The 24,669-nt window shown below is 41.3% G+C and carries 30 protein-coding genes; 3 read left to right on the plus strand and 27 right to left on the minus strand.

Annotated features, from left to right (window positions below; all coding sequences use genetic code 11):
* Positions 1-25: 25 nt before the first annotated feature.
* The 20 genes from HMPREF2701_RS02370 to rpsU form a co-directional block, all read right to left on the minus strand.
* Positions 26-841, minus strand: coding sequence for an ABC transporter substrate-binding protein (locus tag HMPREF2701_RS02370; protein WP_070482014.1), 816 nt, complete (start codon positions 839-841; stop codon positions 26-28).
* A 156-nt stretch (positions 842-997) separates the two neighbouring features.
* The gene (phoU, locus tag HMPREF2701_RS02375) at positions 998-1,651 is read right to left on the minus strand and encodes a phosphate signaling complex protein PhoU (protein WP_000946460.1); all 654 of its coding nucleotides are present in this window, start codon (positions 1,649-1,651) and stop codon (positions 998-1,000) included.
* 11 nt (positions 1,652-1,662) lie between these two features.
* Positions 1,663-2,421, minus strand: a complete 759-nt coding sequence (gene pstB / locus HMPREF2701_RS02380; RefSeq protein ID WP_000133484.1) for a phosphate ABC transporter ATP-binding protein PstB — start codon at positions 2,419-2,421, stop codon at positions 1,663-1,665.
* Positions 2,422-2,433: 12 nt separating this feature from the next.
* The gene (gene pstB / locus HMPREF2701_RS02385) at positions 2,434-3,237 is read right to left on the minus strand and encodes a phosphate ABC transporter ATP-binding protein PstB (RefSeq protein ID WP_020900241.1); all 804 of its coding nucleotides are present in this window, start codon (positions 3,235-3,237) and stop codon (positions 2,434-2,436) included.
* 10 nt (positions 3,238-3,247) lie between these two features.
* Positions 3,248-4,132: a phosphate ABC transporter permease PstA gene (gene pstA / locus HMPREF2701_RS02390; RefSeq protein ID WP_000543046.1), complete on the minus strand. Its 885-nt coding sequence runs from the start codon at positions 4,130-4,132 to the stop codon at positions 3,248-3,250.
* On the minus strand, positions 4,122-5,039 hold the full coding sequence (pstC, locus tag HMPREF2701_RS02395) for a phosphate ABC transporter permease subunit PstC (protein WP_070482015.1): 918 nt from the start codon (positions 5,037-5,039) through the stop codon (positions 4,122-4,124). Before pstC ends, pstA begins: the two co-directional genes overlap by 11 nt.
* Complete coding sequence (locus HMPREF2701_RS02400; protein WP_061590283.1) at positions 5,039-5,917, minus strand: phosphate ABC transporter substrate-binding protein PstS family protein; 879 nt, start codon at positions 5,915-5,917, stop codon at positions 5,039-5,041. The genes pstC and HMPREF2701_RS02400 overlap by 1 nt, the downstream gene beginning before the upstream one ends.
* 327 nt (positions 5,918-6,244) lie before the next feature.
* The gene (locus HMPREF2701_RS02405) at positions 6,245-7,549 is read right to left on the minus strand and encodes an RsmF rRNA methyltransferase first C-terminal domain-containing protein (protein WP_061590284.1); all 1,305 of its coding nucleotides are present in this window, start codon (positions 7,547-7,549) and stop codon (positions 6,245-6,247) included.
* A complete protein-coding gene (locus HMPREF2701_RS02410; protein WP_070482016.1) occupies positions 7,550-8,323 on the minus strand; it encodes an inositol monophosphatase family protein in 774 nt (257 codons plus the stop codon).
* Positions 8,313-8,591 carry a UPF0223 family protein gene (locus HMPREF2701_RS02415; protein ID WP_001041974.1) on the minus strand — a complete coding sequence of 93 codons (279 nt, stop codon included), beginning with the start codon at positions 8,589-8,591 and terminating at the stop codon, positions 8,313-8,315. The genes HMPREF2701_RS02410 and HMPREF2701_RS02415 overlap by 11 nt, the downstream gene beginning before the upstream one ends.
* The gene (locus HMPREF2701_RS02420) at positions 8,591-8,992 is read right to left on the minus strand and encodes a Spx/MgsR family RNA polymerase-binding regulatory protein (protein WP_000631254.1); all 402 of its coding nucleotides are present in this window, start codon (positions 8,990-8,992) and stop codon (positions 8,591-8,593) included. Before HMPREF2701_RS02420 ends, HMPREF2701_RS02415 begins: the two co-directional genes overlap by 1 nt.
* A gap of 212 nt (positions 8,993-9,204) precedes the next feature.
* On the minus strand, positions 9,205-9,822 hold the full coding sequence (locus tag HMPREF2701_RS02425) for a TIGR01906 family membrane protein (protein WP_061590286.1): 618 nt from the start codon (positions 9,820-9,822) through the stop codon (positions 9,205-9,207).
* Positions 9,812-10,585 (minus strand): TIGR01457 family HAD-type hydrolase, encoded by a 774-nt coding sequence (locus HMPREF2701_RS02430; protein WP_061590287.1) that lies wholly within the window; start codon positions 10,583-10,585, stop codon positions 9,812-9,814. Before HMPREF2701_RS02430 ends, HMPREF2701_RS02425 begins: the two co-directional genes overlap by 11 nt.
* 8 nt (positions 10,586-10,593) lie before the next feature.
* On the minus strand, positions 10,594-11,331 hold the full coding sequence (locus tag HMPREF2701_RS02435) for an acyl-[acyl-carrier-protein] thioesterase (protein WP_070482032.1): 738 nt from the start codon (positions 11,329-11,331) through the stop codon (positions 10,594-10,596).
* A 4-nt stretch (positions 11,332-11,335) separates the two neighbouring features.
* On the minus strand, positions 11,336-12,466 hold the full coding sequence (gene hemW / locus HMPREF2701_RS02440) for a radical SAM family heme chaperone HemW (RefSeq protein WP_070482017.1): 1,131 nt from the start codon (positions 12,464-12,466) through the stop codon (positions 11,336-11,338).
* An 83-nt stretch (positions 12,467-12,549) separates the two neighbouring features.
* Positions 12,550-12,939, minus strand: coding sequence for a YtxH domain-containing protein (locus HMPREF2701_RS02445; protein ID WP_000517381.1), 390 nt, complete (start codon positions 12,937-12,939; stop codon positions 12,550-12,552).
* Between the two features lie 15 nt (positions 12,940-12,954).
* Positions 12,955-13,338 (minus strand): DUF948 domain-containing protein, encoded by a 384-nt coding sequence (locus tag HMPREF2701_RS02450; RefSeq protein WP_070482018.1) that lies wholly within the window; start codon positions 13,336-13,338, stop codon positions 12,955-12,957.
* On the minus strand, positions 13,339-14,127 hold the full coding sequence (gene lgt / locus HMPREF2701_RS02455) for a prolipoprotein diacylglyceryl transferase (RefSeq protein ID WP_070482019.1): 789 nt from the start codon (positions 14,125-14,127) through the stop codon (positions 13,339-13,341).
* On the minus strand, positions 14,120-15,055 hold the full coding sequence (gene hprK / locus HMPREF2701_RS02460) for an HPr(Ser) kinase/phosphatase (protein WP_070482020.1): 936 nt from the start codon (positions 15,053-15,055) through the stop codon (positions 14,120-14,122). Before hprK ends, lgt begins: the two co-directional genes overlap by 8 nt.
* 129 nt (positions 15,056-15,184) lie before the next feature.
* A complete protein-coding gene (gene rpsU / locus HMPREF2701_RS02465) occupies positions 15,185-15,361 on the minus strand; it encodes a 30S ribosomal protein S21 (RefSeq protein ID WP_000048054.1) in 177 nt (58 codons plus the stop codon).
* Positions 15,362-15,573: 212 nt separating this feature from the next.
* On the opposite strand from rpsU, the gene HMPREF2701_RS02470 reads away from it, so the two are divergent.
* Positions 15,574-16,164 (plus strand): rhomboid family intramembrane serine protease, encoded by a 591-nt coding sequence (locus HMPREF2701_RS02470; protein WP_070482021.1) that lies wholly within the window; start codon positions 15,574-15,576, stop codon positions 16,162-16,164.
* Between the two features lie 351 nt (positions 16,165-16,515).
* Here the strand turns inward: HMPREF2701_RS02470 and HMPREF2701_RS02475 are convergent, their stop codons facing one another.
* Complete coding sequence (locus HMPREF2701_RS02475) at positions 16,516-17,223, minus strand: glucosamine-6-phosphate deaminase (protein ID WP_033686786.1); 708 nt, start codon at positions 17,221-17,223, stop codon at positions 16,516-16,518.
* Positions 17,224-17,373: 150 nt separating this feature from the next.
* On the opposite strand from HMPREF2701_RS02475, the gene queA reads away from it, so the two are divergent.
* Entirely contained in the window at positions 17,374-18,402 is a 1,029-nt protein-coding gene (gene queA, locus HMPREF2701_RS02480; protein ID WP_033686788.1) for a tRNA preQ1(34) S-adenosylmethionine ribosyltransferase-isomerase QueA, read from the plus strand.
* Positions 18,403-18,482: 80 nt separating this feature from the next.
* Here the strand turns inward: queA and HMPREF2701_RS02485 are convergent, their stop codons facing one another.
* Genes HMPREF2701_RS02485 through HMPREF2701_RS02505 form a run of 5 tightly spaced genes read right to left on the minus strand, consistent with a single transcriptional unit; the run spans position 18,483 to position 23,181 of the window.
* Positions 18,483-19,343 (minus strand): YihY/virulence factor BrkB family protein, encoded by an 861-nt coding sequence (locus tag HMPREF2701_RS02485; RefSeq protein ID WP_070482022.1) that lies wholly within the window; start codon positions 19,341-19,343, stop codon positions 18,483-18,485.
* A 27-nt stretch (positions 19,344-19,370) separates the two neighbouring features.
* Entirely contained in the window at positions 19,371-21,425 is a 2,055-nt protein-coding gene (locus HMPREF2701_RS02490; protein WP_070482023.1) for a cation:proton antiporter, read from the minus strand.
* A gap of 11 nt (positions 21,426-21,436) precedes the next feature.
* Entirely contained in the window at positions 21,437-21,691 is a 255-nt protein-coding gene (locus HMPREF2701_RS02495) for a hypothetical protein (protein ID WP_070482024.1), read from the minus strand.
* Complete coding sequence (locus tag HMPREF2701_RS02500) at positions 21,684-22,241, minus strand: tRNA 5-(aminomethyl)-2-thiouridylate-methyltransferase MnmM (RefSeq protein ID WP_070482025.1); 558 nt, start codon at positions 22,239-22,241, stop codon at positions 21,684-21,686. The genes HMPREF2701_RS02495 and HMPREF2701_RS02500 overlap by 8 nt, the downstream gene beginning before the upstream one ends.
* A complete protein-coding gene (locus tag HMPREF2701_RS02505) occupies positions 22,225-23,181 on the minus strand; it encodes a tRNA modification radical SAM protein MnmL/YtqA (protein WP_070482026.1) in 957 nt (318 codons plus the stop codon). Before HMPREF2701_RS02505 ends, HMPREF2701_RS02500 begins: the two co-directional genes overlap by 17 nt.
* Positions 23,182-23,272: 91 nt before the next feature.
* Here HMPREF2701_RS02505 and HMPREF2701_RS02510 point away from each other — a divergent pair, with 91 nt between their 5' ends.
* Positions 23,273-23,632, plus strand: a complete 360-nt coding sequence (locus HMPREF2701_RS02510; protein ID WP_004269933.1) for a DUF3397 family protein — start codon at positions 23,273-23,275, stop codon at positions 23,630-23,632.
* A gap of 179 nt (positions 23,633-23,811) precedes the next feature.
* Here the strand turns inward: HMPREF2701_RS02510 and HMPREF2701_RS02515 are convergent.
* Positions 23,812-24,669: G5 domain-containing protein (locus tag HMPREF2701_RS02515; RefSeq protein ID WP_148130506.1), on the minus strand; the 858-nt coding region annotated here is incomplete at its 5' end.

The following is a 24,669-nucleotide window of genomic DNA, read 5'->3' on the forward strand; positions in this document are numbered from 1 at the left end:
TTTGCTCTTTGATTTTCATTGAGTATTATTCTTCAACTTCTGTTAAGGTTGCCGCTTTTTCAAGATATTTTTGGTAGGTTCCTTCATCCTTGAGTTTTTGGATGACCTTGTCCACCACTTCTTTCAAATCAGCACTATTTTTTCTAAGGGCAACTGCATTAGCTTCGCCGTCCTTCATCTTCAAGCTGACAGTTGCGACAGCTAAGTCGGCATTTTTAGCAGCATAGCTAAGCGCAACAGGCTCATCCATGTGAACAGCATCAACTTTTCCAGCCTGCAATTCATTAACTGCTTCACCCATATTGGTTAGGGAAGTTAATTGAGCTTTTGGCAATTGTTCCTTGACCATCGATTCTGGAACAGTCCCTTTTTGGGCTGCAATATTAGCACTTTCAAGGCTAGTTAAATCCTTGTATTTTTCTACATCAGACTTACGAACCAAGAAACTAATCTTGTTTTCATAGTAAGGAATTGAAAAATCAAAGACTTCTTTTCTCTCGTCAGTAGCGCTAATTCCCGCAACTGCTAGGTCAGCCTTACCAGTTTGAAGACTGGTCAAGACATTGTCAAAACTCATGCTTGAAATTTCCAACTTCACCCCAAGTTCATCAGCGATAGCTTGGGCCATATCAATATCCGCACCGACTACCTGGTTTTTTCCATTAACCAAAGCTTGGAATTCAAAGGGTGCATAGTCAGGACTAGTCGCCACAACTAATTTCCCCTTTTGCTTAATGGCCTCAAGAGCTGACTGAGAACCATTAGAACCCGACTGGCAAGCCACTAAGAAGAAACTTGCAAGAAAGCTACATAAAACAAATATCCATTTTTTTGATTTCATAAATAAACAACCTCTCTGTTAATTTTGTATAATTATAACTCTATACAACTTACTTGTCAAGTGTTTTTTGAATTTTTATCTTAAAAATATTTTTTTCATTCAAAAAAGGAGCTGTCAGTTGATTTCGAGCTCCTTTTTATACATAATGAATCTATTTTATAGTTCGACAATCTTACCTGTTTCAAAGTAAACAACCCATTCACAGATATTTTTGGCATAGTCTCCAATACGTTCCAAGAAGGCAATCACTTGGAAATAATCACGGCCTGTAACGATAGCATCAGGATTTTTCTTAATTTCTTCTGTAGCCAAATCACGAATGCTATCAAAGTAATGGTTGATTTTTTCATCCATGGCTGCTACTTCATAGGCCTGGTCTACTGAACCATTCAGATAGAGTTCAAGGGCTGCTTCGACGAAGTTCTTGACATCGCGACCCATTCTCTTGATTTCTTCTTCAACAGCTGGGATACGTTGCTCCCCCTTCATACGAATGGCTGCTCTTGCAATGGAAACAGCATGGTCCCCCATACGTTCCAAGTCTGATACAGCCTTCAAGACTGTTAGAACAGTACGCAAGTCCTGAGAAACCGGTTGTTGAAGGGCAATCATTTCAAATGATTTCTTCTCCAATTTCACTTCGTATTCGTTTACTTCTGCATCATCTTCGATGACTTCCTTGGCCAAATCACGGTCATGCGTAACAAAGGCACGCACTGTCCGATTGATTTGGGATAGCACTTCTTGTCCCATAGCATAGAACTGGTTGTGCAATTTCTCCAAATCTTCTTCAAATTGAGAACGTAACATCATTTATCTCCTTATCCAAATTTTCCTGAAATATAATCTTCTGTTTCCTTGTGTTGTGGGTTTAGGAACATCTTCTTGGTATCGTTAAACTCGATCAGATCTCCGTCTAGGAAAAATCCTGTCTTGTCAGAAATACGAGAAGCTTGTTGCATGGAACGCGTAACCAAGAGCATGGTGTATTTATCTTTTAGACCATACAAGGTTTCCTCAATCTTACCAGCCGAGATAGGGTCCAAGGCTGAAGTAGGTTCATCCAAAAGAATGATTTTAGGGCTGGTTGCCAAGACACGGGCAACACAGACACGTTGCTGTTGTCCGCCTGAAAGCCCGATAGCTGAATCATGCAGGCGATCCTTGACCTCATCCCAGATAGAAGCTCGTTGTAGTGCTTTTTCTACCGCTTCATCAAGAACCTGCTTATCCTTAACTCCATTGATACGAAGCCCATAAACAACATTTTCGTAGATAGACATCGGGAAGGGGTTGGGCTGTTGGAAAACCATACCGATTTCCTTGCGCAATTCAACTGTATCTGTACGCGGGCTGTAGATGTTGTGACCATTGTAAACCACCGAACCAGTTGTGGTCACCTCTGGATTGAGATCCCCCATGCGGTTGATAGCCTTGAGGAGGGTTGATTTCCCTGATCCAGATGGACCGATCAAGGCTGTAATTTCCTTAGGTTGAAAAGATAGGGAAACACTATTCAAGGCCTTTTTTTGATTGTAGTAAACGGACAGGTCTGAAACCTGTAAAATCGCTTCTGTCATACTGTTTCCTTTCTATCCAAAGTGTCCTGTTACGTAGTCATTGGTTGACTGTAGTTTGGCATTTTGGAAAATATTAGAGGTCTTATCGTACTCGATCAAGTCACCCAAGTAGAAAAATCCTGTGTAGTCACTAGCACGCGCAGCCTGCTGCATACTGTGGGTCACGATGATGATGGTAAAGTCCTTCTTTAATTCCAGCATGGTTTCTTCCAGCTGGGCTGTCGCAATCGGATCCAAGGCAGACGCCGGCTCATCCATCAAGAGGATATCTGGTTTAACAGAGATAGCACGAGCGATACAGAGACGTTGCTGCTGACCACCTGATAGGGTCAAGGCTGACTTGTGCAAATCGTCTTTGACCTGATCCCAAAGGGCAGCTTGACGAAGAGAGGTTTCCACAATTTCATCCAAGACTTGCTTGTCCTTAACTCCTGCACGTTCATGGGCAAAAGTGATGTTGCGGTAGATAGACTTGGCGAAGGGATTTGGTCGTTGGAAGACCATTCCAATGTGCTTACGCATCTCATAAACATTGATTTCTGGACGGTTAACATCAATCCCTTGGTAGAGGATTTGACCTGTGACCTTGGCAATATCAATGGTATCATTCATGCGATTGAGACTTCGGAGGTAGGTTGATTTTCCTGAACCAGAAGGGCCAATTAAGGCAGTAATTTTATTTTTTTCAAATTGCATATCGATGCCCTTGATAGATTCTTTTTTACCGTAGTAAACATGTAAATCCTTAGTAGAGAGGGCCACTTTCTCTTCAGGAAAGGTGATGATATGCTTTTCATCCCAATTATATTTTGACATGGCTTCTCCTTTAGGCAGCGGTTAATTTCTTATGTAGGTAGCTTCCGAGTTTGCGGGCTCCAAAGTTAAAGATGAGGATAAAGATAAGGAGCACGGCCGCAGAACCTGCTGATACGATGGTTCCATCTGGAATAGTACCTTCACTATTGACTTTCCAGATGTGGACAGCCAAGGTTTCTGCTTGACGGAAGATAGAGATTGGGCTAGTCACACTGAGAATATTCCAGTTAGACCAGTCTAGGGCTGGAGCGGATTGCCCTGCTGTATAGATAAGAGCAGCAGCCTCACCAAAGATACGACCAGAGGCCAAGACGACCCCAGTCACAATACCTGGTAGGGCTTCTGGAATGACCACATGGACAACTGTCTCCCAACGAGAAATCCCAAGGGCTAAACCAGCTTCACGCTGCGTATGGTGAACGTGTTTCAAACTGTCTTCAACATTACGAGTCATCTGAGGAAGATTAAAGACCGTCAAGGCCAAGGCACCTGAAATAATTGAAAATCCATATTCAAACTGAACTACAAAGATCAAGTAACCAAAGAGACCCACAACCACTGATGGCAGTGAAGACAAGATTTCAATACAGGTTCTGACAAAATTAGTCACAGGACCTTTTTTGGCATATTCAGCTAGGAAAATCCCAGCTCCCATAGACAAGGGAACAGAGATAATCAAGGTAATAACCAGAAGGAAGAAGGAATTATAGAGCTGAATTCCAATCCCTCCGCCTGCTTGGTAAGAAGATGATTTGCCAGTCAAGAAAGACCAAGAGATGTGGGGCAAACCACGAACCAAGATATAAAGAATCAAGGATGCCAAGATGGCAACAATAATTCCTGCAATCGAGTAGAGGACAGCTGTTGCAATTTTATCTAATTTCTTAGCGTGCATAGTTTTTCTCTCCTCTTTCTTTCGTAATCAATTTAATCACACTGTTGAAGGCCAAACTCATCAAGAGCAAGACCAAGGCCAAGGACCAGAGAACGTTATTGTCAACTGTTCCCATAACGGTATTTCCAATACCCATGGTCAACACAGAGGTCAAGGTCGCAGCAGGTGTTGTCAATGAAGTTGGGACTACGGCTGAGTTTCCGACCACCATCTGAATGGCCAAGGCCTCACCAAAGGCACGCGCCATCCCAAAGACCACTGCAGTGAAAATCCCTGAACGCGCTGCCTTCAAGGTCACGCGCCAGATGGTTTGCCAACGAGTAGCCCCCATAGCCAAACTTGCTTCGCGGTAGTGACGAGGCACCGCACGCAAGCTATCTGTTGTCATAAAGGTTACTGTCGGTAAAATCATGACAAAGAGTACGAAAATCCCTGACAGAATCCCAAAACCAGTTCCACCAAAGATACTACGGACAAAAGGAACTACGACCTGCAAACCAATAAATCCATACACAACTGAAGGAATCCCGACTAGCAATTCAATGGCTGGTTGCAAGATTCTAGCACCTTTTGGTGAGACCTCTGTCATAAATACTGCCGCACCAATGGCAAAAGGAGTTGCGATAAGGGCTGATAGGATTGTGACAATAAAGGAACCCAAAATCATAGGAAGGGCACCAAATTGTTTACCTGAAGGATTCCAAGTTTGGCCAAATAGGAAATCAAAGATGTTGACCCCATTGACAAAGAAAGTCGACAAACCTTTTTGGGCTACGAAAATCAAAATCATAGCCACAATGATGACAATCAAAGACAGACAGGCAAAGGTCAAGCCTTTCCCTAGTTTCTCTAGACGAGAGTTCTTTGAGGGAGAAAGCAATTTTTTAGCTAATTCTTCTTGATTCATTATTGACTCCCTTCTAGTGCTGTCACCGTTCCGACAGCATCTTTTTCAACCTTCATTTCCTTGACAGAAATATAGCCCATTCCCTTAACGATTCCACTTTGCGCTTCATCAGAGAGGACAAAGTTGAGAAATTCTGCCACCAATTCATTTGGTTGACCTAGGGTATACATGTGTTCATAAGACCACAAAGGCCAGTTATTGGTTGTAACATTTTCTGCAATCGGCTCATAGCCATTCAACTTCATGCGTTTAACCGAGTCATCCACATAGGCAAAGGCTAGGTAAGAAATGGCTCCTGGTGTCTGAGAAACAATGTTTTTAACCATCCCATTTGAATCCTGTTCTTGACTCTGCACGGCAGATTGACCATCCATGATAACACTATCAAAGGTTGCACGTGAACCTGAACTTGCCGCGCGGTTGATAATGGAAATTGCTAGGTCTTTCCCACCGACTTCTTTCCAGTTGGTCACTTGACCTGTGAAGATGCTACGGAGTTGTTCAGTTGTCAGATTTTCAACATCAACTTCTTTGTTTACAATGACTGCCAAGCCCGCTACGGCTACCTTATGGTCCACTAGAGCGGATGCGTTGATACCGTCTTTTTCCTCGGCAAATACGTCTGAATTTCCTACATCAACGGCTCCAGACTGAACCTGAGACAGACCTGTACCAGATCCGCCACCTTGGACGTTAACTGTTTTTCCAATGTGCATAGAGCCAAATTCATCTGCTGCTGCTTCGACCAAGGGCTGAAGAGCCGTTGAGCCAACAGCTGTCATGGATTCCCCACGATCAATCCAGCTAGCACATCCCGCCAAAGAACCTGCCAGCAAAAGAGCTGCAAGGGATAGAGCGAGTTTTTTCCTTTTTTTCACTGTTTTTCTCCTTGAAAATAATGGTGAATGCTGTGAATTTTTTCAACTATTTATTTATGTTTTTCTTTTTTAAAATTGGGAGCCAACTGAAGTTCTTATACTCAATGAAAATCAAAGAGCAAACTAGGAAGCTAGCCGCAGGCTGTACTTGAGTACGGTAAGGCGACGCTGACGCGGTTTGAATTTGATTTTCGAAGAGTATTAGCTTGGTTTAACTAGAAATTTGCTTAGTTACCATCTCCACCAATTTTGACTTAAAATGAAAGACAATTTGAAAAAAATCCATACTTCCACTATAACATAGACAAGCTACTTTGACTAGCATTTTCACTTGAATCTTAGGCCTTTTGGAAAATAATTTTTCAAAACATTTCCAGTCACCTTAGCAAAGCCCAACCCATTGCCTTGAACCAAAACTTGGTACCAACCATTTGGCAGACTTTCTGCCAGATGAACAGTTTCTCCAGCCACATACTTTACAAACTCTTCTTGGTCAATTTCAACCGACTGCTTGACCTGACTCGGTTTCAAGGCTAGACCAAGAGCAAAACTAGGCTCAAAGCGTTTCTTCTTAAAGGTACCCAGATGCAGTCCATTACGAGCAATCTTGAGCTTCCCTAAATCTGGCAAAAATTCTGGCAGGAGATAGAGTTGGTCACCAAAAGTCTGCAAGATTCCCCTTAGATTGATTTTCAGGTGTTTTTGGGCAAATTCCTGCCACAAAGTAACTTGTTCTCGGCTGAGATTGCTCTTACTTGCCTTAAATTTAGGAGCTGGATTGTCACCTCTAAATTGTAAATGAGCTACAAACTGCCCCTCTCCCTTAAACTGATGAGGGTACATCCGAGCTGTTTCTGGCAGGTCAATACCAGCTACCATTCCATTGATATGTTCAACTGGCAGCAAATCAAAATCATACTCTTCCAGTAGCCAATTGACAATCTCTTCGTTTTCCTCGGGGGCCCAGGTACAAGTTGAATAAACCAGACGACCACCATCAGCTAGCATGTTTACTGCATCTTCCAGAATTTCTCTTTGCAAGCTAGCACATTGACTCGGATAATCTAAGCTCCAATAATCCATAGCATCTGGTTGCTTACGGAACATCCCTTCCCCTGAGCAAGGAGCATCAAGGACAATGAGGTCAAAATAGCCCTTAAAAACCTTGGCCAAGCGGTCAGCAGATTCATTGGTCACCACGACATTTGTCGCTCCAAAGCGCTCCATGTTTTCTACTAAAATCTTAGCCCGTTTGCTTGAAATTTCATTGGAAACAAGGAGACCCTCCCCTGCTAGATAGGCTGCTAACTGAGTTGATTTTCCACCCGGTGCAGCAGCCAAATCCAAGACTTTCATACCAGGACTGGGCTGGGCTACCTGAGCAACCATCTGGGCAGCAGGTTCTTGCGAATAAACCAAACCAGTAGCATGTTCAGACGATTTCCCTGAAACCTTACCATAGTGGCCCCAAGGTGTTTGAGGAATGGCATCAGGAAAGGAAACTGGCGCTTCTTTTAAAGGATTGACCCGAAAAGCCGAAACCGCTTCCTCCTCAAAAGAGGCAAGAAAATCTCTTGCCTCATCTCCTAGTATCTCTTCATATTTTTCAACAAATCCTTCTGGAAATTGCATTTAAGTTTTTTTCCTTTCGTAAATATAGGACTGAATTTCCTCCTGCATCTCAAGAGGTAGCATCATGACCGGCTGTCTGGTTTGAAAATCAAGCGGTTGACCAGATAGGGTCACCACCCGATAGCCCAGACTTTCCCCTAAAATACTAGCCGCAGCATAATCCCATGGTTGCAGATAGGTGACATAGGTCAACAAATGCCCTGACAAAATCTTAGCAAAACTAATGGCCGCACTCCCATAGACACGAACACCGAGGACCGCACGACTCAAATCAGCCAAGCCCCATTCATTGGTTTCCAGCATGCCACTATTCCCTGCAATAAGGAAATCTCCAAGTAGTTTTGGTTTAAAAGGAGCTAGAGGCTTATCGTTTCGACAAACCGGAAACTTACCACCACCGTGATAACAATCCCCTTTGACCACATCATAAATCAGTCCAAACTGTCCCTGGCCATTTTCAAAATAAGCCATCATAACAGCAAAATCTTCCTGCTGGGCGACAAAATTATTGGTCCCATCAATGGGATCAATAACCCAAACCTTGCCCTCTTGAACCGAGGCTCGCAGACAACCTTCTTCAGCACAAATCTTATCTTCAGGATAACGAGACAAAATCTCACCAACCAATAGCTCCTGAACTTCCTTGTCCAGTTTGGTCACCAAATCTGTTGGAGAGGACTTGGTTTCAACACGCAAGTCTTCCTGCATATGGTCAAGGATGTACTGGCCCGCTCTCTTAACAAGCTCTTTGGCAAATTCAAATTTACTTTCCAAGAGAAATCTTCCCTTCCCCTTTTTCCTTGGCAGCCTGAACTGCTCGATAAAGCGAATAGCCACTAACTGTTTCAAATTCTCGTCCCAAACGTTTTTCTTCGCTCTTACTTGGCACGACCGCTTTGAATCCCTTATAGGAGTCCAGTAACTTTTTAGCCTCTACCTTGCCTTCATAGGCAGCTTCAACATCATTAAAAAAAGAAAGCACTGAAGCAAGTTCTTCAGTGCTCCACGACAAATCTAGTGGGTAACTATACTGTTTGTTCATTAACTAATACCAGCTCTCATTCTTGCTTCTTTTAGTTCTTGCTTACGGTAACTACGAGGGAGAAAAGCACGAATCTCATCTTCATTAAAACCGATCTGCATACGTTTGGCATCAATAATAATGGGACGACGCAAAAGACTAGGATACTGCTCAATCAAATGAAGCAATTCCGATACCGAAATACTTTCTACATCAATATCTAATTTTTGAAAAATTTTTGAACGAGTTGAAATGATGTCATCAGTACCATTTTCGGTCAAGGAAAGAATATGTTGCAATTCTTTTCTTGTTAAAGGACTGGTCATAATATTGTGCTCCTCAAAGGGCACCTTATGTTTTTCTAACCAAGCCTTTGCCTTACGACATGAAGTACAGCTCGGTGATAGAAATAGTGTAATCATGCTTTTCTCTTCTTATCTATACTTTGCTAATTCTATTATACAAAAAAATAAAGCGCTTGACTAGAGATTTTTAGAAAAAAAAGCCTATTTTTTCAAGAAAAATAGACTGTTTGCGAACGATTAACTCTTTTTGGATTTGATTAATTCATTCTTGACAATAGTTTCGAATCACATACCTAATTGATTTATGCAAAATAAGAATATCTTTAGTATTATTTACTATGACTTTTCAGGTACAGAAAACCAAAGAAGCTTTCATAGAGGGCAAAAAAGAGGATGAAGGCATGAAGGAAAAAGGTCTCTGGCAAAATCATAATAACAGGATCCTTGGCTGGATCAAAAAGCCAGGTATCATCTCCCACAAAGAGAATTTGATGGAAAAGGGTAAAGAATTGGTCAAAACCAATCAAAACTCCCCCAAGACCAATCAGCAAAGGCAAGACTACTAGAGCTAGGAGACTTTTATAAAAGAGAGACAAAAAGCCCTTTTTCACAATCCCTTTGACAAAGAAATAGAAACTTGGCAGTGTCACTAGAGCTACTATCTGAACCAAGTGGAAGAGATTCTTGACCACCGCAAAGTGGTGCAGACCAGCTGCTGACGAACGAAAATCAGGCATCTGCAAGTCCTGACTAAAAGGATTGGTCAGGTAATCCATCAAGATATGAAAGTTGTACTGAATGGTTTCTGGTTTTAGATAAACTCGATCTGTTAAATTCAGCCACTGAATTTCCAGCGGATAAAAAATCCAAGCTAGATAAATAGTCAGAAGGATTGAGAGGGACAGAAGAAAGACCATAGAGCCCCAAAAAGTCAGTTTAGTTTTCATCAAAATTCCACTCCGCAAGGCTAGAAACCACATGAGTCGGTGCGATTGGTAGGTCTGCTACTTCTTCCGCCTTGGTAAAACCTGTTGTCACCAAGAGCGTTGGAATGCCATTGTCAATCCCTGCTCGGATATCTGTTAAATAGTTGTCCCCGACCATGATTAACTCTTCACGTTCCAAACCTAAGTGCTCAACCGCCTTATCCATAATGATGGCATTTGGTTTTCCAATATAAACAGGCTTCACTCGTGTTGCTACTTCAAGCAGGGTAATCAGTGAACCAGCACCTGGCAAAAGACCGCGTTCTGTCGGGATGTTGAGGTCAGGGTTGGTTCCGATAAAGTGAGCACCCTTTTGGATAGCTAGAGTTGCTGTCGCAAATTTTTCATAGTCGACTTGCCAGTCCAGACCTACTACCACATAGGCAGGATTATCCTTGTCTTCCACATAACCAGCTGCCTTGATGGCTTCCTTGAGCCCTGCTTCTCCGATGACATAGACGGTCTTTTCAAGCCCCAAGTCGTTCATATAGTCGATCGTTGCCAAAGTCGCTGTGTAGACAGTCGATAGGGGCGTATCGATATTAAAATTCTGAGCCAACATCTCTTGAACACTCTCTGGAGTGCGGGTTGTATTGTTTGTTACAAAAAGATAGGGGATATTCCGCTTTTGCAATTCATGGACAAAAGCTTCTCCTGCTGGAATTCGATCTTTCCCCTTATAAATTGTTCCGTCTAAATCAATTAAATAGCCTTTATATTTCATATTTTTCTCTAATCCTTCTTCATTTCTTGCCAAGTGATAATTGCTTGGGCATTGGTAGCCCCATCACTTGTAATCTCATGCTTGGTTTCCAGTCCAGTTCGTTCAACAGCCGATGTAATCACCCCACCTGGTCGAACTTCCTTGACATACTTGAGATTGATTTTCTTGGGAATATAGTGGGTCAAAAAATCCGCTCCCATGACCTCAAAAATCCAGTCCAAGTATTTACTGTTATTGACATGACCATTCATATCCAAATCGTAAAAACGGACATGGTAATCCTTGCTGATTGATTCGTTCAAGGACTCATACTTTGGCCCGCGGATAAGTTTTTTATCAAAATCAGACTGGTAAGGAGCCACAATCTCAGGCTCGACAACATGAACTCTTCGACTGTCTCGGTCCATGAGAACAAAGGTCGCCATCATGTGAATGAGCTCCTGCCCCGTTTCATCATAAATGGTAAAGCGACGGTAGCAAAAGAGTCGATTGTAACTCAGGGCTTCCGTTTCGATGGTGATTTCTTCCGCAAAACGAGGCAAACGAGCCACCTCAATATCATAGTCTGTGATAATCCAGACAAGATTATAGTCTTCTAAAATGGTTTTATCACTAACTCCCAGTTCAATAGACTGCATCCCTGAAACTTGTAGGGACAGCAAAATCACATCTGGTAGCTTGATATGACCGTTCATATCAGCCATATCAAAAGGAATTTTCATTTTCATTTGATAAGTTAAGCCCATCATCCTACTCCAAAATAAATCGTTCTGCTACGGTGTCTCCTAAAAAGAGACCTCTTTTTGTCATGCGAACTCGGTCACCCTCTATTTGCATGAGACCTTGTTGAACCAAGTCCTTGACGATTTCTCCATAAAGTCCATCGAAAGACCGTCCAAATTTTTCTTCAAATCTCGCCATGGAGACCCCTGATTTCTTGCGAAGACCCAGGAACATTTCTTCTTCCATTTGCTCCTTTTGACTCAGGTGTTCTTCTGTGATGCGAGCATTGCCTTCCTCAACCGCACTGAGATAATGACGTATCGGCCCATGATTTTTATAGCGCACGCCATTGACATAACCAGACGCCCCAGCACCGATACCATAGTACTCAGCATTGTCCCAGTACATGAGATTGTGGCGACTTTTAAAACCAGGCTTGGAGAAATTGGAAATCTCATAGTGCTCAAAACCAGCTCGCTCCAGCTCTGCAATGATGTACTCAAACATCTCAGCTTCCAGTTCCTCCTTAGGCAGAGGCAATTTCCCTCGTCTCATCCGGTTCATAAAAACCGTATGGTTTTCTAAAATCAAGCTATACAAACTCATATGGGGAATATCCAGCCCAATGGCCTTAGCCACATTGTCCTTGACTTGCTCCATGGTCTGGCCTGGCAGTGCATAAATCAAATCGATGGAGATATTGTCAAAACCAGCCAGTTTCAGGCGGTCGATATTTTCATAAATATCCTTCTCCAAATGACTGCGCCCAATCTTTTTCAACATCTTGTCATCAAAGGTCTGCACACCTAGCGAAACACGGTTGACAGCCGAGTTCTTCAAAACAGCTATCTTATCTGCATCCAAGTCGCCTGGATTAGCTTCAATGGTCAACTCTTCTAAGACAGACAAGTCCAAGTTTTTAGTCAAGCCATCCAGTAATACCTCCAGTTGCGGAGCCGACAGGGCTGTTGGTGTCCCACCACCGATGTAGAGGGTTCGCAACTTTTGAATATCATAAGATTGAAACTCTTCTAATAAATGCTCCAAATAGCTATCAACTGGCTGATTCTTGATGAAGACCTTTGAAAAGTCACAATAATAACAAATCTGGGTACAAAACGGGATGTGCACATAGGCTGACGTTGGTTTCTTCTGCATAGTAATTATTATACCACAAAGACAGGCTACGAGAAAAAAATCACCATCCCCAGATACATAGTCCGTCCAGAGATGGTGATGGTTTATTCTTCTGTTATATCAATAACAATCTCTTCTGATTCATCAAGAGTTTCGGCTTTTTCTTGCCATTGCTCCTTGAGATTATTGAATCGATCTTTTGATGCTTCTGTCGCTTGACGAGCGCATGATTTGGCTTGAGCAAGTACACTGTCCACAGTGATTTCACCTGACTCAACCTGTTCTTTGGTTTTAAGAACAAAATCTGTAGCCTGCTCCTTGACTTCTGTCAGTTTTTCACAGACCTGCTCCTTGGCATACTCAGGATCTTCTCTCAAATCATCCAGAAAATCTTGAGCCTGACTGCAAACTTGTTTACCCTTGTCGCTTGTTAAAAACAAGGCAAGAGCTGCACCTGAAACAGTTCCTAAAAGGATAGAGGATAGTTTTCCCATGAGATTTCTCCTTTTTTATTTTTTGAAAAATTTACTTGCGACACGGAGTGCAGATAATCCAGCACCCGTCTTGAGTGTTTTTGAACCAGCTGATGAAGCTTTCTTGCTCAAGACACGCGCATGATCATTGAGGTCTGAAACAGATAGAGATAAATCTGCAACAGCACTAAAGAGTGGATCAATCGTTGCTACCTTGACATTGATATCATCTGCCAAGACATTGACCTTAGACAGCAATTCATTGGTATGATGCAAGGTCACATCTACATCTGAAGTTAAGGTTTTAATCGTCTTCTCTGTTTCATCGATAACACGTCCAAGCTTTTGTACAGTAATGATTAAATACACTAAAAATACAATCAAAGCAAGGGCTACAAGAATATATGCAACTTCTAACATTTAATTTTCCTCCTCTGTAACATAGTAAGGGGCCTTCTTACGATTTTGATAAAGAATGATAAAAATACCCAATCCGATAAGAACAACTGAAAGCCATTGAGATACTCGAAGTCCAAAGAACATGAGGCTATCTGTCCGCATACCTTCGATGACCATGCGACCGAAACCATACCAAATCAAGTAGAAAGCAGTAATATGACCTCGTCTGAGGCTCTTCCATTTTCGTCTAAAAATCAGAATCAAGGCAAAGCCAAGTAGATTCCATAGAGATTCATAAAGGAAGGTCGGTTGACGGTAGCTCCCCTCAATATACATCTGGTCACGAATAAAGCCAGGTAGATAATCCAGATTATCCACTGCTGCACCATAAGCTTCTTGGTTAAAGAAATTACCCCAGCGGCCTAGACTTTGGGCAATCATGACGCTAGGTGCCGCAATATCTAGAAAATCCCAAGTATTGATGAGTTTACGATCAGCAAAAATGTAGAGTACAAGGGCACCGGTAATCAAACCACCGTAAATGGCCAAACCACCATTCCAAATGGCAAAAATTTCTCCCAAATTCTGACTATAGTAATCAAAACGGAAAATAACATAATAGAGACGAGCTCCTAAAATAGCCAATGGAAAGGCTATCAAGATAAAATCTAAAATATCATCTGGGATGATCTTCTTTCTAGGTGCTTCTTTCATGGTCAAATAAACCGCAAGAATCAAGCCTGTTACAATACACAAGGCATACCAACGAATGGCTAGAGGGCCTAGATGAATAGCAATTGGATCAAGCATTAGGCACCTCATTTTGAGCAATGAGATTTGTCAAGCGTTCTTCGAACAAACGTGTAGCATCAAAGCCCATTTCCTTAGCACGATAATTCATGGCAGCTGCCTCAATCACAACAGAGATATTACGACCTGTTTTCACTGGGATACGGATACGAGGAATAGCTACGCCAGAAATTTCAAGTTCCTCAGCATTGTTTCCAAGACGATCAAAAGTCTTATGTGTATCGTAATTTTCCAAGTAAACAGCCAACTGAACTTGTGAAGAATCTTTTACGGCACTCGCACCGTAGAGGCTCATGACATCGATAATCCCAACCCCACGAATTTCAATCAAGTGTTTCAAGATTTCAGCTGGTTCACCCCAAAGAGTAATCTCATCCTTGGCAAAAATATCAACACGGTCATCAGCTACCAAGCGGTGACCACGTTTGACAAGCTCCAGACCTGTCTCACTCTTACCGATGCCACTATCACCTTGAATCAAGACACCCATTCCATAGATATCCATCAAGACACCGTGCACACTGGTCCGTTCTGCTAAACGTGAATCCAGATAACTAGATAACTCTCCAGATAAACGACTTGTCGCTGTACGGCTGGTTAAGATGGCAATCTTACATTCTCTAGCTGCCTTTAACATTTCCTCCGGAACCACCAAACCACGAGCAACAATGACGGCAGGTGTCTCAGGTAGAAACATTTTTTTCAAGACTTGGTAACGGTTGTGAGAGGACATCGAAACGAGATAGGACCACTCCTTCATTCCCAAGAGCTGGATTCGCTCAGGCGTATAATAGTCAAAATAGCCCGTCATTTCAAGACCAGGTCGCGTAATGTCCGCGGTATTGATTTCCTTTTCAAGTAATTCTGGTTCGCCATAGACAATGTCTAGTCTAAGCTTTTCAATCACTTCTTTTACTAAAACCGACATCATTTCCTCCTTCAAATGAGTTCTTCTCTCTATTATATCAAATTGTAGGAGGATATTTGAGATTTTTGCAGGCTTTGTAGTATTTATTTAAAAGAAAAAGACTAGATTTCTCTAGCCTTTCATTTCTAATTAGAATTTTTTACGTTTACGAGCTGCTTCTGATTTACGTTTACGTTTTACAGAAGGTTTTTCATAGAATTCACGTTTGCGTGTTTCTTGAAGAGTACCAGCTTTAGTAACCGCACGTTTGAAACGACGAAGTGCGTCGTCAAGAGATTCATTCTTACGTACTACTGTTTTAGACATTTTTTTCACTCCCTTCAAGTTCAAGATCTATTCTATTTTACACGTAAAAGGAATAATTGTCAAGAAAAAATGCAAGTAAATTTTGATTATCTTCAATTTTAATCTTGTTGTTAATCTTGTTAAAATTGATTAACATTTATAGATGGAAATGATATAATAGTGACACATATTGATTAGCAAAAATTAGTATTATTTAGAAGTGAATCTATAACATGAAAAGAATCATAAAAATTTGCCCTGTGGTCAGTATTTTAGTTGTAATTTGTTTATTACTAGGAATTCTTACTACCTTTTTGGGAAGTGTAATGTATGACTTATTTGCATTTCATTCAAAGCCAATTTATTGTTGGCAATACTTTAGTGGTACATTTATGCATGGAAGTAAAGAAGCACCAGTATGGTTTATATGGTTTCATTTAGTTTTAAATACTTTAATGTTACTTCCTTTTGGTGGGCTATTGGAGTATAAAAGGGGATCAAAATATGTATTTTTAGTTTTTATTACTTCTATGGTAATATCTTCAATTGTATTCCATATATTAACACAGAATCAAGAAATTCAGGCATCGGGTATCTCTGCTATTGGCTATGCTTTTGTAACGGGTGGGGTGATGAGTATGTTTAGTATATGGAAAAATTTCAATTTAGGATTAAAACTATTTTATATCCTTTTAATCGTTCTATCTCTAACCATGCTTCTACCAAATATAACAGGCTGGATTTCAACCTTTCTTCACATGTCAGGAATTGCCAGTTATATCATGGTTTCCAGCATCAACAACTCTTGTGTTTGTGGTGAATAACAAGTATAACACAGAGGTGTTTTCTTATGCCTATAACTAGATTTCATTTGACAACAGTTTCCCTTGAAGATGTGATGTTCGGTCAGCTAAACCAAGGCTAGACTTAGCCTTGGCTAGCGAGCCTAATATCTTCAAGCCTATTATCAAATGAAATCAAGAGCTAACTATAAACTAGTTAAACCATTATATTTTTAGGAAGACTGGATGGCTAACTTCATTATAGAACTTTCATTTTTATATGAAATATCGACAACTGTTACGGGGATTTACAGAAAAATTTCTTTTAGCAGGATAGTGAACATTTGAAGTAAAAAACCACTCACTCCAAAGAGCAAGTGGTTTTTATACTTTTTATTTTTCAAGTAGGCTGAGCGCTTCAGCATCTGCAATAATCGTCACATCTGGGTGGTTTTTTAGGCTACTTGCTGGGAGATTCTCAGTCACTGGGCCAGACACTGTTCCGGCAATGGCTTCTGCTTTCGACTCACCGTAAGCAAAGAGAAGGATTGACTTGGCATCCAAGATATTTTTAATTCCCATTGAAATGGCTTGAGTTGGAACGTCTTCAATCTTGTCAAAGAAGCGAGCATTGGCTTCAATAGTAGACTGGTCAAGTTCTACTAGATGCGTTTGACTGTCAAATGGAGTACCAGGTTCATTAAATCCGATATGTCCATTGCGACCGATTCCCAAGATTTGGAGGTCAACTGGATGGTCAGCCAAAATTTGGTTGTAGCGTTCAACTTCAGCTTCAGCATTGTCCTTAACCCCACGAGGCAAGAAACTTTCTTTAAATGGTTTTTGGTTAAACAAGTTTTCTTGCATGAAGTAACGGTAAGACTGTGGATTGTCTCCATCAAGCCCTACATACTCATCAAGGTTGACACTGGTTAGATTTGAAAAATCAAGATCACTCTCAACAATTTCCTTGTAAAATTCAAGTGGGCTACTTCCTGTCGCAAGTCCTAGGGTTTGAGCTCCATTGGCTAATTTTTCCTTCAAAATCTCAAAAGCAACTTTTCCACCTTCGATTTGGTTTTCAACTTTAATAACTTTCATCTTTTCATCCTCCGTTTCAATCTATATTTATTATATGGTATAGACCAATTTTTGTCAAGTGAAAACGATTTAATTTCTAAAAAAAGAGCGACTATACTTGAAACATGTTATAATGGATAAGATTAGAACTTAGAAAGAATGAACAGATATATGAATACAGCTGATTTTGATTTCCACTTGCCTGAGGAATTGATTGCCCAAACGCCTCTTGAAAAACGGGACGCCTCTAAACTCCTCATCGTCAACCGTGAGACGGGAGAAATGCAGGATAAACACTTCCACTCTATTATTGATATGCTGGAACCTGGTGATGCCCTCGTTATGAACGACACCCGCGTCCTCCCTGCCCGCCTCTATGGTCAAAAAGAGGAGACAGGAGGCCATGTGGAACTTCTCCTGCTCAAAAATACTGCTGGAGACGAGTGGGAAGTTCTGGCAAAACCTGCCAAACGCCTCAAGGTCGGCACTCGCGTTAGCTTTGGTGATGGCCGTCTCAGCGCTGTTGTTACGGAAGAATTGACTCACGGGGGCCGCATTGTCCGCTTTGAATACCAAGGAATTTTCCTAGAAGTTTTGGAAAGTCTGGGAGAAATGCCGCTACCGCCTTATATCCACGAAAAACTGGATGACCGTGAACGCTATCAAACCGTTTATGCCAAGGAAAGTGGCTCTGCTGCAGCACCTACTGCTGGTCTTCACTTCACCAAAGAACTGCTGGCAGAAATCCAAGCTAAGGGTGTTCATCTAGTCTATCTGACGCTTCATGTCGGACTCGGAACCTTTAGACCCGTTTCAGTTGACAATCTGGACGAACACGAAATGCACTCAGAATTCTACCAACTTTCTGAGGAAGCTGCTGCCATCCTTCGCTCTGTTAAGGAAAATGGTGGTCGCGTCATCGCTGTCGGAACTACTTCTATCCGCACCTTGGAAACTATTGGTTCCAAGTTTGATGGGCAAATCCAAGCAGATTCTGGCTGGACCAATATCTTTATCAAACCTGGCTATGAATGGAAGGTTGTGGATGCCTTCTCAACCAACTTCCACTTACCAAAATCAACTCTGGTTATGTTGGTTTCTGCCTTTGCAGGCCGTGAATTAGTCTTAGATGCCTACCACCATGCCATCCAAGAACACTACCGCTTCTTCAGTTTTGGCGATGCCATGTTTATCTACTAATTTTCACAATCAAAAAGCGCATATTATCAAGATTTTATAATGCTTGATAATATGCGTTTTGTAATGGATAAAAAATGAAGTTAATTTATTCTAAAGCTCGGATCTTTCAAGCTCTGGACACTGGCATTGATCACCGCGCCGACAATTAAAATCTTAGCGATGAGAATAAACCAGAACATCATGACCACCACGACGACGGAACTGAAAAAACGCACGTCCACTAGGTGATTGACATAATTGTTGACATAGACTGAAAAGATATTGAGCAGTAAAGCCAGAGTCAGCATGACAAAGGCGCTACCTGGTAATACAGAGCGAATTCGTCGAACCGTAACATTAGGCAGGAAATAATAAAGCATAACCAAGATTGCAAAAATCAAGACATAGACCAAGGGGCCTGTCAGGTCTTGCAGATAATCAAAGAGAGGACTATCCGATTTCCAATAGCTTTTGATAAGGTTGAGAAGCATGCGGCCAAAGACACTCAAAAACAGAGCTAAAGCAAAGAGAATCTGCAAACCAAAACTGACAAACAAACTCATAAGCTGATGGGAAATCATTCCACGATTTTTTGCTACTCCGTAAGCTTTATTAAAGGCTTTCTGTAGGAAATTCATGGATTTTGAAAAGGTCCAGAGGGCTGACAAAACCGCAAAACTCAATAAGCCCGTTGACGGTTGGGTCAGCACTTCTGTGATAATCTTTGCCACCACATCATACATGGTTTCCGGCAAGAATTCATTGACAACCTTTAAAAAATTAGAAACTGGAATCCGAAAATAAGGGAGGATATTAACCACCACCAAAAGAAGTGGAAAAATCGAAATCAACCAATAGTAGGCTACTGCGACACTGGTCAACTCACTATCTGATGCTTGATAATAATGCAAAAAAGCTTTTAATAAAGGCTTATCTATCAGCTCTTTCCACCACTTCTTCATGTCACACTCCTTCACTTACAATCTTGATTAATTTCTTCTTACCAATTCCATCATATCATAAGGCAGGGTATTGGCAGCTTCCTTCAGAGAATAGTTCTCTAAGTTATTCACATTTTGTCGTAATTTTTTGGCATACTTGGTCGTAATCAATCGTTTTTCTTCGTATTCGAAAATCAACTTGCGCTCCAGATAATAGCCTCTCAGCATTTCATCGATATTGTTGGGCTTAACGCGATTGATAACCCGTTCAACAAAGGCACCACTAGTGATAATAGCTGTTTCACGGAGACGAGAATCCTGCATGAAACTGATTAAAGAACTCTTGTAAACCCCTTTTAGATTCTCCAAACTTTCGATAATCATCTCTGTATTTTCTAGATAGAGCTCTGCAATTTGGTCATAGTCAAGGGCTCTGAGTTTCTGTGATTCTTCATTTTTCCAACTGCGAAAGGTCTTACCTAAGGTAAAGACTTCATGAAGGAGAAAACGTAAAATTCGCAAGGAAACAAGGAAATAATAGGTCAATCGTGAAGCAAACTTGCGATTGATACTTTGTTCCATGTTTTTCAAATAACGTTGGTAAACCCGATAAGCACGCTCACTCATCTTGCCTTCTTCGTAGGCCTGTTCTAGACCATCACTTTCAATACTGAGGATGAGAAGTTTCAAGGCCTCCCAGTCTTCTTGAGCCCCCTTATTTTCTTGACTCAGGATGAGATTCTCAATACGTCCATGATAATTGTCAATAGCCGCATAGAGGGGAAGTTTATTTCTAGTGTCTTCCAACTCTTTTTCCAACTCTATCGTTACTTCATTCAAAATGGCGATATGCATGAGATAGTCCCTGCTTTCTTCCTGTTCATCAGAAAGATGAGGCAAGACCACGAGGCCTGTTAAAAAGCTTACAAGCGTCACACCTGCGACAAGGAAAAGCAAGAGAGGATACTCCTGTTCTAGATTACTTGGTATCAGAAGGATCGTAGCAATCGACACGGTTCCCTTAACACCTGAGAAGGTCAAGAGAAGCATGTCCTTCATATACTTATTTAGCTTTTTCTTGAGACGTCTAGTCCTATAGGCATAATAGCCATAAATCATGACAAAACGAATAGCAAAGAGGACAAAGGTAAGGACTATAAGAGATACCAATAACAGTAAGGGATTATTGATTGGATTGGTCAAGATAGGCTCTGCTATCATTTCCAACTCCATCCCTAAAATCACAAAGACAGAACCGTTCAGCATAAAATTCACTGTATGCCAAACCGTCTCGGTCACCGTATCCACTTGGGCTTCAAGGAGCGTAATTTTCTTAAAACGACTTGCCTTTAAAATCCCAGCAACTACAACGGCAATAATCCCTGAAACGTGGACTTCTTCTGCCAGGAAGAAGGTTACCAGAGGTAAACTCAATTCTAATAAAAGTTCGCTGGCAATATCCGTTGCTCGTACACTAAGTAAGAAACTATGGAGGAAACGGTTGGTCATGGCTGTTAAAAATCCAATCAAAAAACCGCCTAGGATTGAAAAGATGAGCGAACTACTCGCTTGTCCAAGAGAAAAGGCTCCAGTTGTCCAAGCTGTCAAAGCTACCTGAAAGGCCACCAAGCCAGATGCGTCATTCAAGAGTCCTTCACCCTTAAGAATATTGGACACGCGCTTAGGAAAGCTAAAGCGCTCAGAAAGAGAGGCAAAGGCCACCAAATCCGTTGGTCCAAGGGCCGCTCCAACAGCCAAGCAAGCTGCCAAAGGAATACTAAGCCAAAGAAGATGGGCCAAGCCTCCCAAACTCAAGGTCGAGATGAAAATCACTGGAAATATGAGATAAACAATGATTCGCCAGTGTTTTAAAATAGCTGTAATGTCCGCTTCTTCCGACTCTCTGAAAAGCAAGGGCCCGATAACCAGTGCCAAAAACAACTCCGTATTGAGGTGAAAATCAGTATTGGGTAAAAAGAGACCAATCACAATTCCCAAAAGAATTTGCACCAAAGGGAGAGGCAAAAAGGGCAAGAGCTTATTGGTTGTACTTGAGACAATCAAGACCAGTAAAAATAGGATGAGGTAAATCAGTAATTCCACGCACGTCCTCCTTAATCTTTTTTACAACAGGATTCAAATATCTCCTTCTGCTCTCTGATTTTTTGGTCAATCTTGGAACAATCCTTGTGCTCAATTTTTCTCTGGCACCGTTCCATTTCAAGAGCAACTAATTTTTTCTTGATTTTAAGCATTTTTTTGCTCATATGCGCTTGGTCTAACACACCTACTGCTCGTTCGTGGTGGGTTGATTCAACAAAATTCTGGCGCATGGCATCCAGCTTTTCACGTAGGTATTGTTTATCCATGTCTATATCTCTCTAATTTTTCAATCATCACTAAAAATGGCGGGTTGTTGACTTGGTTTAAAGTTCTGTAAATGGCAGCTGTGTACTCTTGTTGGTTCAACTGACTGACAAAATCCAAGACAGCATCCCTCTCGAGGTCGCCTCCTTCATGACCATAGTAGATCATGATAGCAATCCGTCCCCCTTTGACAAGCAAATGACACAGCTTTTCTAATGCTTCAATCGTTGTCTGAGGTCTGGTGATGACAGACTTATCAGCTGACGGCAGATAGCCCAGATTGAAAATTCCTGCCTTGGCTTCTGTTACAAACTGGTCCAGTGTCTCATGACCTTGCAAGATTAACTGGGCATTTGTCATTCCAGCTTGGTCCAAACGCTCTTGGGTCTTTTCCAAGGCTTGCTCCTGAATATCAAAAGCATAGACTTGCTTAGCTAGCTTGGCTAAAAAAAGCGTGTCATGACCATTTCCCATAGTCGCATCCACTACGATATCCTCTTTTGTCACTACCTCAGCCAAAAAATCATGTGCCATTTCAAGTGGTCTTTTCATTTTCAAACTCCTGTTTTACAGCCTTGCATCCTTGAACACTTCCACGACGTCGCATTTCAGTTTCAATAGCATTTAGCACTTCCCATTTATTGAGGCTCCACATAGGACCAATCAGCATATCCCTAGGTGCATCTCCTGTGATTCGATGGATGACAATATGTTTGGGAATGATTTCCAATTGGTCGCAGATAACCTTTACATATTCGTCCTGGCTCATGAGTTGTAAACGTCCCTCGTGGTAATCTCGTTGCATACGAGTATTTGTCATAAGGTGAAGCAAATGCAGTTTAATTCCTTGAATATCATTATCGGTGACACAGCGGCGAACATTTTCAATCATCATCTCATGGGTTTCACCAGGCAAGCCATTGATCAAATGAGAAACAATCTCAATCTTGGGATACTTTCTCAAACGCTTGACCGTTTCCACGTACAACTCATAGGAATGGGCACGGTTAATCAGATCAGAGGTTGCTTCATAAGTGGTCTGCAAGCCCAATTCAACCGTCACATGCATGCGTTCCGACAACTCAGCCAAATACTCAATAGTTTCGTCTGGTAAACAGTCTGGGCGCGTTCCGATATTGATGCCTACTACACCTGGCTCGTTGATAGCCTGCTCATAGCGCTCTCGAATCACTTCCACCTTTTCATGGGTGTTGGTAAAATTTTGAAAATAAACCAGATACTTCTGCACATCTGGCCACTTACGGTGCATAAAGTCAATTTCCTTATAAAATTGCTCACGGATAGGCGCATCCGGTGCGACAATAGCATCTCCAGAACCTGAAACCGTACAAAAAGTACAGCCTCCATGAGCCACAGTTCCATCACGATTGGGACAGTCAAATCCCGCGTCAATAGGGACTTTAAAGGTCTTTTCTCCAAAGAGTTTTCGATAATAATCATTCAAGGTGTTATAAGATTTCATAATTTTCATTATAACAAAAAACACCCACAATCTCAAAAGCCTGACTTTCCTATAAATTCCTCTGTTTCTCGTTTCCATTAGCGATTTTTTATGATACAATATGGATATGATTTTAATGAAATTAGCATCTATTTTATTATTGATACTGACCTTAGTAGTCTGCATTATCATAACCAAACTTTTTAGATTAAAAAAACTAGGACGAAACTTTGCGGATTTGGCTTTTCCAGTCTTGGTATTTGAGTATTACTTGATTACAGCTAAAACCTTTACCCATAATTTCCTCCCTAGACTAGGCCTAGCCCTCTCACTCCTAGCCATTATTCTCGTTTTTTTCTTCCTTTTGAAAAAACGCAGCTTTTACTATCCTAAATTCATCAAATTCTTCTGGCGTGCAGGATTCTTATTAACCCTTGTTATGTATATCGAGATGATTGTTGAATTGTTCTTAATGAAATAATCGAATCCCTAAACATTTTCTAGGGATTTTTGCTTTCTCTACAAAATAGGATAGACAGTAACACTATACAACTTTATACAAAGAAAATCCCTTAGAAGCTTGCATTCTAAGGGATTAATCTTCTATATAAGACAAGAGCTTCTCACTAGTCTTTAATGATAAAGAAGGTATCAAAATTTCTAATCTTCTTTTTTACCTTTAGTGGCTACTAATCCTGCACTCAAACCGAGAAGAGCTAAGCCTGCTGCTACTGCTGCTTGGCTTGCCGCACTTCCTGTATTTGGTAACTGCGCTTTGTTAATTTGACTAGATTCACTTGAAGCGATTGGTTTTGTAGCTGCTTTTTCTGACACTTGTGGTTTTTTAGCTTCTTGAGCTACTGGTTTGGTTGTTTCGCCAGCTGTACCGACTTCTATGATGCGATCTTGAGCCATAACTTTATCATAGCTATCCTTTTCAGTTCGCTTACCATTTTCAACCTCAATCAAGTGAACACGGACACCTTTTCGACCTTCTTGGAGGACACGAGTTTGACCTACTGGAAGCTTGTCATTCTTTTGTTCCTGAACCTTGAAATCGATTGTTTCTTCTTCAATTACAAGTTCTGGTCTGTTAAGCACAAGATTCTTAACTTCGTCCTCTGGTAGAGAAGTACCTGGGTTAGTTCCAACTTCTAGGATACGATCTTGAGCAACAACTTTATCATAAGTTTCTTTAAGTTGGCGTTTTCCATTTTCCACTTCGATCAAGCGAACACGGACACCTTGTTTTCCTTCTTGGAGGACACGGGTTTCACCTAGATACAACTTATCAGACTTACGCTCCTGAACCTTGAAGTCGATGCTTTCTTCTTCGACTACAAGCTCTGGGCTATGAAGCACAAGATTTTTCACTTCGTCTTCTGGAAGAGAGGTGCCTGGTTTGGTTCCAACTTCCACGATACGATCTTGTGCAGCAACTTTATCGTAAGTTTCTTTAAGCTGACGTTTTCCATTTTCTACTTCAATCAAGCGAACACGGACACCTTGTTTTCCTTC

The sequence above is a fragment of the Streptococcus sp. HMSC077D04 genome, from assembly GCF_001808785.1.
Taxonomy (GTDB): Bacteria; Bacillota; Bacilli; order Lactobacillales; family Streptococcaceae; genus Streptococcus; species Streptococcus mitis_BX.